This window comes from Cocleimonas flava (assembly GCF_004339015.1).
In the GTDB taxonomy this organism is placed as follows: Bacteria; Pseudomonadota; Gammaproteobacteria; order Thiotrichales; family Thiotrichaceae; genus Cocleimonas; species Cocleimonas flava.
This window is the reverse complement of sequence record NZ_SMFQ01000002.1, coordinates 990,820-1,008,317: the sequence shown is the minus strand read 5'-3', so window position 1 is coordinate 1,008,317 and position 17,498 is coordinate 990,820. Positions and strand designations below refer to the sequence as shown.

Here is a 17,498-nt window from a genome sequence, read left to right as displayed (position 1 = left end):
ATTAAACATTGTCACCCCCCTACTTATGAAGGATATATCTTTTTTATTCTGTTAAAACTCAATAGAATTTATCCTTTGTGAGTAGGGGGGTTATAAAAAAGTGCTGATTTATAACGGCTTTTATAGGGCCTTCTTGTTAAACAGACCAAGCTCTAATTGCTACAAACATGGTCTTTAACGTAAACCTAATAATAAAATTAAAATTTTAAGCTATTAATTTAATTAGTTATTTTTTGTTAGCGTCACTCTTTTCATTATCACGTTCGTGATTAAATAGATAACTTAACTAAGTTAACTTATTACCCCCATAAAAAAACTCATATACCGTTTGTCACGTAATAATCGCCTTATATCGTCAGATGAAATAAATTAGATCGTGCGAGAAAGATATAAGATGCGTACGAGAAATACCTTACGTAATAATAAAAAAAAATAAAAGGAAAATGCGTGAAGAAGAAAGCTCTTGTGCTAGCAAGCTGTGTAGCATTTGCGACGCCAACAATTAGCATTGCCCAGGCCATGCCGAATAATTCGGTCGGCTTAAATCTGGGAGACATAAATGCGACGTCATACCTTAATCAACCATTTAAGGGCTCTATACCTTTTTTATTTACTAGTGTAGAAAGCACTCGTCAATTATCTGTACGGCTAGCTCCACAGCATGTATTTGATCAGATTGGTGCTGAAAAGCTACCCATTCTTAATAATTTACAATTTCACATCGTCAACCAATCGAATAAACCTGTTATTCAAATAAGCTCAAATTCTCCAATCCAGCTCCCCTTTTTAAATTTTGTATTGGAAATAGAAGGACCAGAAGGTGTTCTCTATCAGGATTACACCGTTCTGCTTGATCCTCAGGGCTACCAGGCTGAATCACAAATAACGCAGGGCCAACCCACGCTGTTTGAATTTTCTAATGATTCATCCTCAGAAGCAATAAATGACGCTACCTACCAAAGCAATGAAAGTGAAATTAGCAATAACGACTTACCTGTCACCTATTCATCGACAAGTGTTGTTACCAATAAGGCAAAAAATCACAAAATAAAGTCAGGTGATTCATTATCTCGAATTGCTAAACAATACAAACCCAATGATATTTCGCTGAATAAAATGATGCGTGCAATTTTTGATAAAAACCCGAAGGCATTCATTCGTGGGGATATCGACAAGATTAAAAGAGGCGTTGTTTTAACTTTGCCTTCACACAAAGAGTTAACTGGTTTGAATAACATTGCAAAGAAAATCGAATTTAAAGGTAAAACTCCTAAAGTTTCAGAAGTAACGCTTTCTAAGGATACCTACAAAGTTGTTAAGGGCGATAGTCTGTCTAAAATCACACAAAAATTTGTCGATAAAGACACATCTTTTACCAAAATGATGAATGCTATATTTACGGCTAACCCCGAGGCTTTCTCCCAGAATAACAAGAGTCAGTTAAAAGCAGGTGCCACACTGAAAATTCCTTCTTTTAACGAAGTAACATCTGCACCAGCAGAGGAAAATCCAAAAGTTGAAACGCCTGCTGTGACTACTGTGGCAATCAGCTCAGAATCTACACAGGTTAAACCCAGCAAAATAGAACCAGAAAAGACGGCGTCTACCGAAAATACTGCTGAAACAAAGTCCAAAATAGACCTGCCGCTTGATCAACTATCTCTGAGTACCTCGAATCAAAATTCAACAAGTATTGTTAAAACAAGGGTACTTGAAGAAAATGAATACCGAATTAAAGAAGGCGACACATTAACAAAAATCGTAAAAGATATTGGTTACAAGAATGTATCTTTCACCAAAATGATGAAGGCGATTTATACAGAAAACCCTCAGTCTTTTGAAGAAAATAATATAACAAAACTGAAAGTTGGTTCTGTATTAGTGTTACCAGAACTAAGCGTTATCGAAGGAGTCACATCAACGCCAGATGCTAAAGCTAACGTTGATATACAAGCAAAAGATGAAGTAACAAACACTCAGAAATTATCTGACAGTTCTATTGCTAGTACATCCGTTAACGATGCTCCTGAGAAAACTGATGACAGCAAAAGCAGTGCTAAATCAAATGTCATCAATATGCAGACTAAGCTAGCGGGTAAAATTGCCGTCAATAGCGAATCTGTTACAGAAAAGCTGGCAACAACGAGTATTAATAATAATGCTGAAACTGTTGTCTCACCTATTACAAGTCTAGATACATCAAATTTAGAAAAGCGTATCCGTGAACTTAGATCAGAACTTGATCAGGCTCAATCTGGTTTATCAAAAATGAAGACGGAGCTATCTACAAAGGATGCCATCATTTTTGAAAAGGACAGCCAGCTAGTAGATTTAAAGTCATCGTTGATTAAACTTAAAATCAGCAATGAGCAAAATCAAGGGATACTAGAAAGTCAGGAATTAGCCCCCGAAGACATCATCATAGAAGATGAACTTTACCCAGAAACTACTTCGTCTTCCGCGGAAGCGGCAGCATTAAGTATGTTAAAACCATCATCTATTGCAGAAACTGATGATGGTTTTAATCAAATGTTAAGTAATTTAATACAGGATTACTCCGGTAAAACTTCACCGAAAAATCTCGCTTATTTATCAATGGCGTTGATTTTAGGTTGGTTACTGATTAGGTATCGCCGCGAAATTTATTCTTACACTGCGATTAATTTAGATGAGCCAAAATATTATCCTGCGCCAGGCATTGATGATTATGTATTGAAAGAACGTAATATTACCCATCAAGACCCGATAACCGAAATAGATCCTATAAAAGAATATGTAGAAGATATCGAAAACAATTCTATCGCTGAGTTATATAGCGACCCGGTTCAAGAATTTACAGATCAAGAAACTGTGGAAGAAACGGTTAAAGAAACTGTAGAAGAAATTGAATTAGATATCATTGAAAATGAAGTGACTAAGACTGAAGTGTCTGAAAATGAAGTGCATAAAGAGGAATCAATCTCCAAGGAAACAAAAGAGATTGAGCACTGTGAGCATTTAGTCACAGAACTCTTTAGCGATCTTAATTCCAGCTCTAGCTCCAAAACAGAAGTTTCTATTGGTGATAATGAGTGGCTCAGTATTGAAAAAATCTGTGATGACTACATCGAAAGTAAAAACGAAGAAGACACAAAAGTCGTTGTTGATACGCTTACCGTCGATTCTCTAGCTGATGATACTCTAGACGTTGATACACCTAAAGTTGCAGAACTTAATGCCTCTGAACAAAAAGTCACAGCACCGAAGCACAGTGACTTAGATAAAAATGATGTAATTGACTTCAAAGACGTAAAACCAGCCACCGAATCTGATGTGACTGATTTTGATGAAATGATGTCAGATTTACTAAAAAGCCTGGATGGTGTGGAAAAATCCATCAACATCAACTCTTCACTAAAACGAAAAGTTAAAGACTTGAAGGCCGATCCCACGGAAAAGTCCACATAAAATCAGTATTCAGCTAATGCGCGTTCAATAGAAGCTTGTTGCTGACTCTGGTATAGATCAAAAGCATTGACTACTTGAGTACCCAATGCTTTTTCAAAACTATCCTGATTTGGACTTTGTTGAATCTTATTTTCAGCCTCATTATCTTGCGCTAGGTTAGACGTAAAAATTCCTGCTGCACTCACTGGCAAAAAGTCTTCATATCTAATCGGCTTGAAATCAATATTTCCGCTTTCGATAAGCGCTTCCAAGGAACGTTTTTGCTTATCCAGGCAGCAAGGTTGCTTGGTATCAAAGTAGTTGAAATATGCCAGCTCCTGCTTTCTTAATTCCTCATAACTATCGGGAAAATCAGCGAAGGCATTTTGCAAAGTTGTTGCATGGTCTTCCTTGTCGCTTTTATTGCTACGCGCAAGATTTAGTAGCTCATCGTAAAGCGCACGCCCTTTCGGTGTTAATGCTATACCTCTTTGTTCTACCTCTCCGAATCTTGCTGTATGTGTGCCTGTTTCTCCATCCGTAAATGAGACTGCTTCATCAAGTGCGATAAAACTCGTTTGGCGTAATAAAATATCACAGTCTCTATTCGGCGGTCCTTCAACAACGGCTTTTGCTTTGAAACCCTGTTTCTTAAACTCACTTTGAATCTCATCAATATCCAACACCTTGGGTGTCAAATGATTGATATGTGGACCTTTGAAAGACACCACATCAGCAACGAGTCGGTGTGTATTATTCAATGCATCGTATTGTTCTTTCTTTACATTTGCCTGTTGATGCCAGCGAAATATTTCGAGTGCCTCGGCAACAAACACAGCAGCATCTTGTTCGTTTAAGCCACCCTGACTTTCTGATTTATCCAGTAAGGCGACTAATTCATCAGTGACTATATTTCTGGTAGAAAGTATCTGTTGAGCTTCTTCACGCAGTGCTTCATCAGCAATTAAATCTAATCGCAGTAGCGAAGTAAAAACACGAAATGGACTGATTAGTAACTGCTCGGGCTCCAAAGCCCTGAAAGCTGTGGAATGAACAGGAATTCCGGCCACACTCAAATCATAATAATCTACAGGGAACATACCCATAACATTGAAAACACGTCTTAGCGCCGATAGTTCTTCAGCTGTTCCAACACGAATTGCGCCATGATGTTCTTTGGCTAATAAAGCGTCTTCATCGGACGATAATGTGATTGAGTTTTGCTGGATGAATTTATTATTGGATTGCTTCACTAACGATAACAATCGGCCATATTCAGGCACCTCCTGCTGGTACATATCAGACATGGCAGCAGCAAAACTCTGGCGAATTTTATCTTTAGATAGAACAGTAGAAGAAGTCATAATCTCGAACGTTTTGTAATCGGAATATGAGTCTAGTATAAATCTAATACCACCCCCCTACTTTTAAGCACTTTTTTGATTTATCTTAAAAAAGTGCCTAAAAGTAGGGGGGTGGCTTAAATATTAATTTCTTATTAAAACTTAAACACCGTTCATGCGATCCATAGCTCGATAACTAATGGTTTCGCTTAGGTGCGTTGTTTGAATATGTTCACTGCCTTCTATGTCCGCAATGGTTCGTGCAACTTTTAGAATACGATGATAAGCACGGGCCGAAAGTTTAAATTTTTCCATAACCTGAGCCAGTAAATTTTCATCTGCTTCGCTTAATTTACAGTACTTCTCGATTTCTTTATTGCTTAGAAAGTGATTGGCTTTTTGTTGTCGTTGAAGCTGTCTGTTTCTCGCGGCGATAACTCTCGCACGAACGCTTGCGCTGGTTTCACCGGTGCTCGGACTTTGCAAATCTTCACGCGGCAAACGCAACACTTCAATCTGCAAATCTATCCTGTCTAAGAATGGTGCAGATAACTTTGAGCGATGTTTTCGCTGTTGCTCTAAGGAACAATGGCAATTACTTTTAAAATCACAATCTCGACCTTGTGGACACGGATTCATCGCGGTGATTAACTGAAAACGGGCAGGGTAGGTAGCTTGCCTTGCTGCCCTTGAGATGGTTATACAGCCTGTCTCTAAAGGCTCACGCAACACATCAAGCACCTTGCGATCAAACTCCACCAATTCATCAAGAAACAACACGCCGTTATGCGCTAATGAGATTTCTCCTGGGCGAACTTTTGCTCCACCACCAACCAATGCAACACCCGAAGAAGTATGATGCGGATCTCTTATGGGTCGTAGCCCCCACTGACTAGAATCAAAACCCTGATCGCTGATTGATGCGATTGCCGCTGACTCTAAGGATTCCTTTTCTGACATCGGTGGAAGTATGGTTGCTAACCTTGAAGCAAGCATCGTTTTTCCTGTTCCGGGCGGGCCAATCATCAGTAGATTATGATTGCCAGCTGCGGCTATTTCTAAAGCCCGTTTCGCTTGAAACTGACCTTTTACTTCGCTTAAATCACTAGCGTATTTTACTTCATTGTTTATTTCGGTGTTTTCATGAACCAATAATCTTTCAGTATCGGTCAAGTGAGCGCAGATTTGTAATAAATGAGTGGCTGGAAAGACTTCTAAGTCTTTAATTAAACTGGCTTCGTTCGCATTTTCCTGAGGAAGAAAGAGTTTTCTATCTGCTTCGCTGGCAGCATAGGCTGTTGGTAATACGCCCTTTACCGAGCGCAGTTGACCACCCAAGGCTAGTTCACCGATAAACTCATAATCTGCCAAGGCGCTCTCTGATATTTGCCCTGATGCCGCTAAAATCCCCAAAGCGATAGGCAAGTCAAAACGCCCCCCATCTTTTGGCAAATCTGCAGGCGCTAAATTGACCGTAATTCTTTTTGCGGGAAATTCGAAACGGGAATTAATAATGGCTGCACGGACGCGATCCTTACTCTCTTTGACTGCCAGCTCTGGGAGCCCTACGATCGCAAAGCCTGGAAGACCATTACTAAGATGGACTTCTACAGTTACCAAAGGAGCGTCGATACCATCATTAGTACGACTAAAAACTACAGCAAGATTCATAGCAATTTAGCATTATTATTTTTTATGAAAGATAATTATAGCTAAATATAACCCTGCCCTCTATTTCTCCCTGATAAGAGGCAATCAGTGAAACGATAAATCCATTGCCTTAATAAATAAGGCCTCATGAATCAGGCAATCAACTGACCACCGTTAATTTCCAGCACTTGACCGGTAATATAACCTGATAACTTTTCAGAAGATAAGAACACATAGGCAGGAGCACAATCTTCTGGCAAACCCAGACGCTGAAGTGGTATCGATAATCTAGTCGCTTCTAACTTTTCCTCGCTAGAATAACGCTTATGGAAATCTGTAGTGATGGTTCCGGGAGAAACCGCATTTGCTCTAATGTTATCGGGAGCGAGTTCGCGTGCCAGTGCTTTTGTGTAAGTACTGACAAATGCCTTGGTTGCACTGTATATAGAAGAACCGGGGCTTCCACCTGTTGTTGCAGAAATTGATACGGTATTTATGATTGAAGCACTAGAGGATTGACGCAATGAAGGTATTAACGCTCTGGTAATTTGCACCACTGAAGTTTGATTCAAATTAACAAGGTTCTGATATTGCTCGCTTGTCAGTTCATCTGCTGGAAAACGACCTAACATGGTTCCTGCATTATTAATTAATACATCGATGGTTGATGTCTCGGCTTTTACAAACTCAATAAAAGCTCGCACTGAATTTTCATCGGTCATATCCGCTTCAAATACAGAATCAGTAATATCAACAAGCGAATTTGCCGTCCCTGAACGTCCACTATGAGCGATGACTTTTGCACCACATTCTTTCATTGTCGTAGCAATCGCCAAGCCTATACCACGACCTGCACCTGTTATTACAACAGTTTTTCCCGCTAAAAGATCATTGCTAAACCCATTATTATTCATCAAACTGTCCTTTAAATCTCTTTTGAACTGGCTTTGGATTGAGAGATGGTACTCTCTACAGCTGCTAGCCAGCTGTTATATCTGTGCGCACGTTTTGCTTCATCTAGTCGTGGCTCAAAACGGTTCTGGAGTTTCCACGATTTGGAAAAACCTTCCATATCCGGCCAAACTCCACTCTTCATTCCTGCCAGCCATGCTGCGCCTAACGCCGTTGTTTCTAAAATGGATGGCCTATCAATGGGCGTCGCCAAGGTATCTGCGAGGTATTGCATCGTCCAATCACTTGCTACCATACCGCCATCAACTCTGAGTACACTTTCTTCCTTTTGCCCTTGCCAATCCTTTTTCATGGCATCTACCAAATCACGTGTTTGGTAACATACCGCTTCTAAGGCAGCGCGTGATAATTCTCTTGGCCCTGTGTTGCGTGTTAATCCGAATATTGCACCTCTTACATCAGGCTCCCAATAGGGTGCACCCAAACCCGCAAAAGCAGGAACCATAATCACATCCTGGCTTCTGTCGGCCTCGGCGGCTAGACCACCCGTTTGACTCGCATCATCGATAATTTTCAGACCATCACGCAGCCACTGGACAGCAGCACCCGCGATGAAGATCGAACCTTCTAATGCATAGGTTGTTTTACCGTTAATTCTATATGCGATAGTTGAAAGTAGTCGATTTTTGGATTCTGCACGTTGTTCACCGGTATTTAACATGACGAAACAACCCGTTCCATAGGTCGATTTAATCATTCCCGGGCTGAAACAAGCCTGACCCAAAACTGCAGCGTGTTGATCACCTGCTATCCCTAACACTGGAATAGATGCACCAAATAAATCGGTTACGGTGTTGCCAAATTCCGCAGCGCAATCTTCCACAGCCGGAAGTATCTGGCGCGGAACATTAAATATTTTAAGTAATGCGTCATCCCATTCATTTTTTGCCGTATTAAAAAGCATGGTACGGGAAGCATTTGTCGCATCTGTTTTATGTGAGGCACCATCAGTAAGGCGCCATAATAAATAGGTGTCTATGGTGCCGAAAAGTAGTTTGCCGTCTTCTGCCTTTTTTCTTGCCCGATCTACGTGATCGAGCAACCAGTTAATTTTTGTCGCAGAAAAATAAGGATCAAGAAGAAGTCCTGTTTTATCTCGAACCGTTTCTTCGTGACCACTGGCTTTTAGTTCATTACAGTAATTAGAGGTTCGTCTGTCTTGCCATACAATCGCATGATGTATGGGTTTACCCGTAGACTTATCCCAGATAACGGTGGTTTCACGTTGGTTAGTGATTCCGATACCTGCAATTTGTGAAGCGTTAATTCCCGCATCAGCAATTGCTTTTCTACAAGTGGCGACAACACTATGCCAAATTTCCTCGGCGTCATGTTCTACCATTCCAGAGGATGGAAAGTGTTGTGCAAATTCTTGTTGTGATGACGAAACAATATCAAACTGTTCATCAAAAAGTATGGCTCTTGAGGATGTTGTACCTTGGTCTATAGCCAAAATATAAGAAGTCATAACAGCTCCTTTTCCAGATAATTATTCTAGATAATAAAAAAGGACTTGGGTTTCCCCAAGTCCAAATTGCATCCTTTATAAAGCGATGCTGGAGGAGTGCAAATCTAACTTTCTAGATATGCAAAGCATCTATTGTGTCCAGCTCTTAACAAGTTCAGCATAAGAGACGGTAACGCCTTGAGGTTTCTCATTAGCTAATTTAGGCTTTGGAGCACCAGGTTGAGCAAGCCAGTATTCAGCACCTTTTTCCTCATTTAACTTAGGACCAAGTTCACCCTGAACACCTGCACGTTCTAGACGAGACAATACTTTTTCCTGAGCAGCACATAATCCATCTAATGCACCTTGCGCTGTTTTAGATCCAGACATTGCATCACCGATATTCTGCCACCAAAGCTGAGCTAGCTTAGGGTAATCAGGAACGTTAGTACCAGTCGGAGACCATTGTACACGCGCTGGTGAGCGGTAAAATTCAACCAAACCACCTAATTTATCAGCACGTTTTGTAAAGTGATCTGAGTTAATTGTTGAGTTACGAATAAACGTTAAACCAACATCAGATTTCTTTAAGTCAACTGTCTTAGATGTCACGAACTGAGCATATAACCAAGCAGCTTTAGCGCGATCAACCGGAGTAGATTCCATTAGTGTCCATGAACCAGCATCCTGATAACCAATCTTAGTGCCTTCTTTCCAGTAGGCTCCATGTGGTGAAGGTGCCATACGCCATTTCGGTGTACCATCTTCATTCATCACAGGAAGATCAGGTTTTACAGTCGCTGCTGTAAACGCTGTATACCAGAACATTTGTTGAGCAACATTTCCTTGAGCGGGAACTGGACCAGCTTCACCAAATGTCATACCAGCAGCCTCAGGCGGAGAGTATTTCTTTAACCATTCAATCGCTTTTGTTACTGCGTAAACAGCAGCAGGTGAATTAGTCGCGCCACCACGTGCAACACAAGAACCTGTTGGTTGTGACTTATCGTTTACACGAATACCCCACTCATCAACTGGAAGTCCGTTTGGCTCTCCTACATCGCCCATACCCGCCATTGACATCCAAGCATCAGTATAGCGCCAGCCAAGTGATGGATCTTTCTTTCCGTAGTCCATATTGCCATACACTTTACCTTCAACGCCTAAACGCGATAGGTCACGTCCTGTAAAAAACTCAGCAATATCTTCATACGCTGACCAGTTCACTGGAACACCTAGATCGTAGCCATATTTAGCTTTGAAATCGCCTTTGTTCTTTTCATCGTCAAACCAGTCAGCTCTGAACCAGTAAAGGTTTGCGAACTGTTGTGTAGGAAGTTGATAAAGTTTTCCATCTGGGGCGGTTGTGAAAGAAGTACCGATGAAGTCTGCAATATCAAGTGTTGGGCTAGTAACGCTCTTACCATCACCTGACATCCAGTCAGTTAGGTTACGTACTTGTTTATAACGCCAGTGTGTACCAATCAAATCAGAGTCATTTACATAAGCATCGTAAATATTCTCGCCTGATTGCATTTGAGTTTGAAGCTTCTCAACTACATCCCCTTCACCGATTAAATCATGAGTGACTTTTATTCCTGTAATTGCTGTAAATGCAGGTGCTAAAACTTTCGACTCATATTCATGTGTTGCAATAGTTTCTGATACAACTTTGATCTCCAAGTCTTTGAACGGTTTTGCAGCATCAATAAACCATTTCATTTCTGCTTTCTGATCATCAGCATTCAAGACTGAGACGCCAGCGATTTCGTCTGTTAGAAACTTATCTGCAGCAGCCATATCGGCTTGTGCAGAACTCATCCCTAACATCAAACCAGCTACTGCCGTAGATATTAGTAAATGTTTTCGCATAATAAAATCCTCCTTTAAGATTTTATGTAGATTGAAGGGACATACTTATAGAGTACGTTCCCATTTTGACTTCATACTGTTTTAAATACGCCAATGGCATAAACAAATGAAATTCCGAGAGCCCACCACAAACCAGGACCGATAAAGCCTAGCCAAGCGAGGTGGATAAAAGCACTACCAAGAAGCGATATGAACAGACGATCGCCTCTTGTTGTTTCAAATCGTAATATTCCTACCCGTGGATTTCCTCCCGGTGAAAAATATTCCCATACCATCATGATGACCAGGCAACTCACAATTCCTAACCAGAAAAGTGCTGTCGGGCCGGTCCATGCCATCCAAGAGAGATCCATTATTTGATACTCCTTTTAATTGTTTAAACGCGGCCTAGGGCAAAGCCCTTGGCGATGTAATTTCGAACGAAGTAAATAACCAATGCACCAGGAATAATGGTTAGTACTCCTGCCGCTGCTAAAACTCCCCAATCAACCCCTGAAGCACCAACCGTTCTTGTCATAATGGCAGCGATTGGTTTTGCATCGACCGTGGTTAGTGTTCTTGCAATTAATAGCTCAACCCATGAAAACATGAAACAGAAGAATGCAGCCACGCCTATGCCAGAAGCAATTAATGGGGTGAATACTTTTATAAAGAATTTTGGAAATGAATAACCATCAATATAGGCTGTTTCATCAATTTCTTTTGGTATACCAGACATGAACCCTTCTAGAATCCAAACAGCTAGTGGAACGTTGAAAAGACAATGAGCTAGAGCCACAGCGATATGAGTGTCAATCAAACCAAAAGAGGAATAAAGCTGAAAAAATGGAAGTACAAAAACTGCTGCCGGAGCCATTCGATTCGATAACAGCCAGAAGAACATGTGCTTATCACCTAGAAAACGATATCTGGAAAATGCATAGGCAGCTGGCAAGGCGACTGATATAGAAATTACAGTATTCATCACCACATAAATGATCGAATTTATGTAGCCGTTATACCAAGAAGGATCGCTGAAAATTACCACATAATTACTCAATGTCGGATTTTCCGGAATCAAAGTAAATTTTGAGAGAATTTCCTGATTCGTTTTAAAACTCATATTGACCAGCCAATAAATCGGCAACATCAAAAAGAAAATATAAAGCGAAGGAGTAAACCACCTAAAATTTCTTGGCTTTTTCATTTGATTGGTCTGACGCAGCGCACCTTCAACCAAAAGTGTTGTTTCTTTGGTAGTCGATTCCATGATTATTCCTCCACCTCTGGTTTATCCGTTCCTACATTGCTCATTACAGTGAAAAAGACATAACAAACCAGCAACACGATTAATTGATAAACAAGCGACATTGCCGCAGCGGGCCCAAGATCAAACTGACCAATAGCTTGTTTTACAAGGTCTATCGACATAAAGGTTGTAGAGTTACCCGGACCACCGCCCGTAAGAACGAAAGGCTCGGTATAGATCATGAACGAATCCATAAATCGAAGTAAAAAAGCAATGATTAATACGCCCTGCATTTTGGGTAATTGAATGTAACGAAATACAGACCACTTAGAAGCACCATCAATTCTTGCTGCTTGATAATAAGCTTCTGGAATTGAAACTAAGCCAGCATAGCAAAGTAATACAACCAAACTTGTCCAGTGCCATACATCCATAACGATAATGGTTACCCATGCATCGATTACATTACTTGAATAGTTATAATCGATGCCTAATGTCGCCATCGTATGACCAAGTAAACCGATGTCTGCTCGCCCGAAAATTTGCCAGATTGTTCCCACTACATTCCATGGGATAAGTAATGGAAGGGCCATCAAAACTAAACAAACAGGCACCCAAATACCTTTTTTAGGCATCGATAATGCAATCAAAATACCTAAGGGAATCTCTATGCATAAAATAATGAATGAGAATAAGAGGTTTCGACCTAAAGCATCGTGAAAACGTTCTGATCTAAGGACATCGGTAAACCATTCTGTACCTACCCAGAAAAACTTATTGCCGCCGAAGGTATCTTGCACAGAATAGTTAACCACGGTCATTATTGGAATAATTGCCGATAAGGCAACCAGCAAGAATACCGGTATTACTAGTAACCAGGCCTTGTTGTTATATGTCTTATCCATGATCTAAATACCTTTTCCATTTTCTAGAGAACGAACCAAATGATCATCTTGGTAAATATTTATTCGTGATGATTCGAAAATTAATTTAGGCTCAGCAGGAATACTTTCCCCTTCATTTAGTACAACATTTAATTCAACGCCTTCAATGCTTGCTCGTACAATCTTGAAACGGCCTATGTCTTCAACACCATTAATTTGTGCAGGAATTCCCGATTCTGAATTTGTCAGGGATAAAAATTCAGGGCGAATGCCAAGCTCAATTTTCCCTGTTAAATCTGGGTAAGCGCCTTTAAGAGTAACAGTATGACTGCCTAATTTAGCCTGATTACCACTGACCTCAACAGGTAAAATATTCATCCCTGGTGAACCAATAAAATAACCAACAAAGGTATGCTTCGGTTCATCAAACAGTTCTTCTGGGGTTCCTATTTGAACAACATCACCTTCATACATAACCACAACTTTATCAGCGAAGGTCAACGCTTCGGTCTGATCGTGTGTGACGTAAATCATGGTATGACCTAACTGACGATGTAAATCTTTTAACTTAGTTCTAAGTTGCCATTTCATGTGCGGATCGATAACCGTCAAAGGCTCATCAAACAAAATAGCGTTCACGTCATAACGTACTAAACCTCGACCCAGTGAAATCTTTTGTTTTTCGTCAGCAGTAAGACCACGTGCTTTTCTATCTGCTTTATCACTTAAATCCAGAATGTCTATCATCTCAGCAACGCGCTTTGATATTTCATCATTTGGCACATTACGATTCTTTAATGGGAACTCTAGATTTTGACGTACAGTCATCGTGTCATAGATCACTGGAAACTGAAAAACTTGAGCAATATTGCGTTGCTCAGGCTGTAGATTTGTCACATCTTTTCCATCAAAAAGTATCTGTCCTTTGGATGGAACCAGAAGCCCTGAAATAATATTGAGGAGCGTTGTTTTACCACACCCCGAAGGTCCTAAAAGAGCATAAGCACCACCATCATCCCATGCATAATCAAGCTCTTTTAATGCAAAATCATGATCAGTTTTTGGGTTCGGCAAGTAAGAGTGCGCCAGTTTATCAAGTGTAATTTGAGCCATTATGCTGCTCCCGTCTTTGGAGCAGATACAAGTTTATTCTCTCCATCAAATATAAAAAATTTCGCTGGATCCATATAAACCGGAACTTGGTCACCGATATCTACTCGATGAACACCGTGTGTGAGAATCACCAGTTTAATGTCATCAAAAGCCACATGTACAAACGTCTCTGACCCCGCAATTTCTGAAGTAGAAACGGGTGCCACAACTTTCACTGATGGTTGTTTAGGCTCACTGAGCAATAAGTGATGAGGGCGGATACCAATACTATAAGAACCGTCTGATAATCCAGATAGATCTTCAGGGCAGTCAATATTACCTTGAGAAAAGACGAATTGTGCGCCTTGCTTTTGCATCGGAATCACATTCATGGGTGGATCAGAAAAGGTTTGAGCAGTGACTAAATCTGATGGTTTATTGTGCACATCAATAGTCTGACCAAACTGTGTAATATGGCCTTCATGTAACGTTGCAGTATCGCCACCCAATAATAAAGCTTCTTGTGGCTCTGTAGTCGCGTATACAAAAATAGCGCCTGTTTCAGCAAATATTCGAGGCAGTTCTATTCGCAGTTCTTCACGAAGTTTATAGTCCAGATTAGCTAAAGGCTCATCAAGCAAGACAAGCTCTGCATCTTTGACCAAGGCTCTCGCTAGTGCTGTTCGTTGTTGCTGCCCACCTGATAAATACAAAACACCACGATCAAGATAAGGGGTCAGTTTCATCAATTCCGCTGCTTCACGAACCTTTTTATCTATGGTTACTTTATCAATACCTGCAACACGCAAAGGTGAGGCAATATTTTCATACACACTAAACGCTGGATAGTTAATAAACTGCTGGTACACCATTGCAATATTACGTTTTTGCACAGGCGTTTTAACCACGCTAACGCCATCCATGAGAATATCGCCTGATGTAGGTTTATCGAGGCCCGCCATTAATCTCATCAATGACGTTTTGCCAGACAACGTCGGACCCAAAAGGACATTCAAAGAGCCTTTCTCTAATTTCAAAGACACATCATTTATGTGAAAGGTATTTCCTACCTTTTTACTCACATTACGCAATTCTAACAATTCCAGCTCCTCTACTTTATTGCTTATTAATTAGCTTGTTTTATTGGTGTTGTTGTAGCCAACTATCTAATTCTTTTACTTCCTGACCGCTTAGACGAATACCAAGTTTGGATCTTCGCCAAACAATATCTTCTGCGGTTTCTGCCCACTCGTGTTGTATCAAATACATGACTTCTCGTTCTGTGAGCGAACCACCAAAGTCTCGTCCCATATCTTCAAGCTTTACTGCACCATCCATCAGTACCCAGGCTTTGGTGCCATAAGAACGAATCAACCTTTGAGCCAAAGATTCTTCTATAAAAGGAAATTCAGCCTTTAGCTTTGTTACTAATAAATCATAGTCAGAAACTGCGAAATCACCGCCGGGTAGTGAAGAATCAGCAGTCCATGATTCTTTTCGACTTCCGATCAAATCCTCAATTTTCTCGAGCATTGATTCTGCCAATCTGCGGTAGGTTGTAATTTTTCCACCAAAAACATTCACTACTTTTGGTTCATCACCCTTGCCATCAACACGTAACACATAATCTCGTGTCGCCTCTTGTGCCTCTGTTGCACCATCATCATAAAGAGGGCGAACACCTGAATATGACCAAACGATATCTTCAATTTTGATCGGTTTTTCGAAATACTCACTGGCTGCTGAACATAAATACGAAACTTCAGAATCAGTGATTTTGGCGTTTATCGGATCACCTTTGAAATCATGATCCGTGGTTCCTATCAGGGTGTAATCATTCTCGTAAGGCAATGCAAAAATAATGCGATTGTCGCTATTTTGAAATATATATGCTCTATCATGATTATGAAGTTTTGGGACAACGATATGACTTCCTTGTACCAGTCGAACATTTTTAGCGTTGTTGCTGCTCATCGTTTCATCGAGCACTTTATCTACCCAGGGTCCTGCAGCATTCACTATCAAACGAGCTTTATGCTGTTTCCTATCCCCGGTACGAACATCTTCTGTCGTAATGTTCCAATAGTCTTTCTCTCTACAAGCATAGACAACTTTAGAGCGAGTTTCTATTTTTGCACCACGATCTTGGGCGTCTTGTGCATTCAAAACGACAAGACGAGCATCATTTACCCAACAATCTGAGTACTCAAATCCTTTTGAAAATATTTTTTTTAACGGTTTTCCTATAACAGACGTTTTTAAATTAACTTGAGAAGTGCCGGGCAATAACTTGCGCTTACCGATGTGATCATAAAGAAATAAACCTAGTCGCAATAACCAGGCTGGGCGCATATCACTGTGATGGGGTAAAACGAAACGCATCGGCCAAATGATATGTGGTGCCATTTTCAAAAGCACTTCACGTTCACCTAAGGATTCTCGCACCAATCTGAATTCGTAATACTCCAGATAACGCAAACCACCATGAATGAGTTTTGATGACCAGGAAGATGTACCACTTGCCAGATCGTTCATTTCAGCTAGACGCACAGAATAACCACGGCCAACTGCATCGCGAGCTATACCACATCCATTTATTCCGCCACCAATGACGAAAATATCATCTATGTCAGACAATACATTCTCCTATGTATTTTTACTTTTTCTGAAATTGCTTCAGAAACAACGAATAGGAAAGATATTTGAAAACAAAACGAATGTCAAACGAAAGCTATGAGAAAAGACTTGTTGAGTACTGTGAAAGCTATCTAATCTCGTTAGGTCGCCTCTACTTCGATAACCTTTACTTCGGACTCCTCACAAATTTCCCTAAACTCATTATCGTCAATGATATCCGTGATGAATGTATCTATTTGAGAGATGTGACCAATTCTCACTGGTGCGCTACGTTTAAGTTTAGTTGAATCTGCAACCAATATAACGTGACGTGCATTTTTGATAATGGCTTGAGCTACTTTTACTTCTCGAAAATCAAAGTCTAATAGTGAACCATCAGAGTCTATTGCTGAAGAGCCAATAATGGCGTAATCCACTTTAAAGTTCTCAATAAAATCAACCGCAGCTTCACCCACAATTCCGCCATCTGATGACCTTACTACACCGCCAGTAATTATCACTTCATTTTCTAAATACAGTCTTAACCTACTGGCAACATTGATATTATTGGTTATGACCATTAAGCCTTTATGATCAACAAGCGCATCGCTGAATGCTTCAGTAGTGGTTCCTATATTGATGAAGAGGGAGGCATTATCAGGAATCATTTCAGCCGCTGCTTTGCCAATCAGTACTTTCTGTGATGCTGCGATCTGTCTTCTTGCTTCATACTCGACATTGCCGCGACTATTAAGCAGTCTCGCTCCACCATGAACCCTCACCAGTTTTTTTGCTTTGTCGAGTTCGTTAAGGTCGTTTCGAATAGTTTGCGGAGTCACATTAAATTCAGCGACCAGATCTTCAACAGAAACCTGATCCAGCTTTTTTAGCATATCGAGAATTTTATTTTGCCTTTTACTAATAAACATAAATCCACATGTCCCTTTATATTATTTTTACTCTACTTT

Annotated in this window: 13 protein-coding genes; 1 reads left to right on the top strand and 12 read right to left on the bottom strand. The window is 40.4% G+C overall.

Translation table 11 applies throughout. The annotated features are described in order from the left end of the window. The first annotated feature begins 447 nt into the window (after positions 1 to 447). Entirely contained in the window at positions 448 to 3,447 is a 3,000-nt protein-coding gene (locus tag EV695_RS04625) for a FimV/HubP family polar landmark protein (protein ID WP_131904730.1), read from the top strand. A gap of 2 nt (positions 3,448 to 3,449) precedes the next feature. On the opposite strand, the gene hglS is transcribed toward EV695_RS04625, so the two are convergent. The 12 genes from hglS to EV695_RS04565 all read right to left on the bottom strand — a co-directional run bounded on the left by hglS (position 3,450) and on the right by EV695_RS04565 (position 17,459). Beyond that, positions 3,450 to 4,790, bottom strand: coding sequence for a 2-oxoadipate dioxygenase/decarboxylase HglS (gene hglS / locus EV695_RS04620; RefSeq protein ID WP_131904729.1), 1,341 nt, complete (start codon positions 4,788 to 4,790; stop codon positions 3,450 to 3,452). 141 nt (positions 4,791 to 4,931) lie between these two features. Then, complete coding sequence (locus EV695_RS04615; protein ID WP_131904728.1) at positions 4,932 to 6,440, bottom strand: YifB family Mg chelatase-like AAA ATPase; 1,509 nt, start codon at positions 6,438 to 6,440, stop codon at positions 4,932 to 4,934. A 131-nt stretch (positions 6,441 to 6,571) separates the two neighbouring features. Beyond that, positions 6,572 to 7,333 (bottom strand): SDR family NAD(P)-dependent oxidoreductase, encoded by a 762-nt coding sequence (locus EV695_RS04610; RefSeq protein ID WP_131904727.1) that lies wholly within the window; start codon positions 7,331 to 7,333, stop codon positions 6,572 to 6,574. A gap of 11 nt (positions 7,334 to 7,344) precedes the next feature. Continuing rightward, the gene (glpK, locus tag EV695_RS04605) at positions 7,345 to 8,859 is read right to left on the bottom strand and encodes a glycerol kinase GlpK (protein WP_131904726.1); all 1,515 of its coding nucleotides are present in this window, start codon (positions 8,857 to 8,859) and stop codon (positions 7,345 to 7,347) included. Between the two features lie 129 nt (positions 8,860 to 8,988). Beyond that, the gene (locus EV695_RS04600; protein WP_131904725.1) at positions 8,989 to 10,710 is read right to left on the bottom strand and encodes an ABC transporter substrate-binding protein; all 1,722 of its coding nucleotides are present in this window, start codon (positions 10,708 to 10,710) and stop codon (positions 8,989 to 8,991) included. A gap of 71 nt (positions 10,711 to 10,781) precedes the next feature. Then, positions 10,782 to 11,063 carry a DUF2160 domain-containing protein gene (locus EV695_RS04595; RefSeq protein ID WP_131904724.1) on the bottom strand — a complete coding sequence of 94 codons (282 nt, stop codon included), beginning with the start codon at positions 11,061 to 11,063 and terminating at the stop codon, positions 10,782 to 10,784. A 23-nt stretch (positions 11,064 to 11,086) separates the two neighbouring features. After that, positions 11,087 to 11,959 carry a carbohydrate ABC transporter permease gene (locus EV695_RS04590; protein WP_279388021.1) on the bottom strand — a complete coding sequence of 291 codons (873 nt, stop codon included), beginning with the start codon at positions 11,957 to 11,959 and terminating at the stop codon, positions 11,087 to 11,089. Between the two features lie 2 nt (positions 11,960 to 11,961). Continuing rightward, positions 11,962 to 12,843, bottom strand: coding sequence for a carbohydrate ABC transporter permease (locus tag EV695_RS04585; RefSeq protein ID WP_131904723.1), 882 nt, complete (start codon positions 12,841 to 12,843; stop codon positions 11,962 to 11,964). A gap of 3 nt (positions 12,844 to 12,846) precedes the next feature. Continuing rightward, positions 12,847 to 13,935, bottom strand: coding sequence for an ABC transporter ATP-binding protein (locus EV695_RS04580; RefSeq protein ID WP_131904722.1), 1,089 nt, complete (start codon positions 13,933 to 13,935; stop codon positions 12,847 to 12,849). Then, positions 13,935 to 15,014, bottom strand: coding sequence for an ABC transporter ATP-binding protein (locus EV695_RS04575; RefSeq protein ID WP_131904721.1), 1,080 nt, complete (start codon positions 15,012 to 15,014; stop codon positions 13,935 to 13,937). Before EV695_RS04575 ends, EV695_RS04580 begins: the two co-directional genes overlap by 1 nt. A 40-nt stretch (positions 15,015 to 15,054) precedes the next feature. Then, positions 15,055 to 16,551 (bottom strand): glycerol-3-phosphate dehydrogenase, encoded by a 1,497-nt coding sequence (gene glpD / locus EV695_RS04570; RefSeq protein WP_131904720.1) that lies wholly within the window; start codon positions 16,549 to 16,551, stop codon positions 15,055 to 15,057. A gap of 140 nt (positions 16,552 to 16,691) precedes the next feature. Continuing rightward, on the bottom strand, positions 16,692 to 17,459 hold the full coding sequence (locus EV695_RS04565; RefSeq protein WP_131904719.1) for a DeoR/GlpR family DNA-binding transcription regulator: 768 nt from the start codon (positions 17,457 to 17,459) through the stop codon (positions 16,692 to 16,694). Positions 17,460 to 17,498 lie beyond the last annotated feature (39 nt).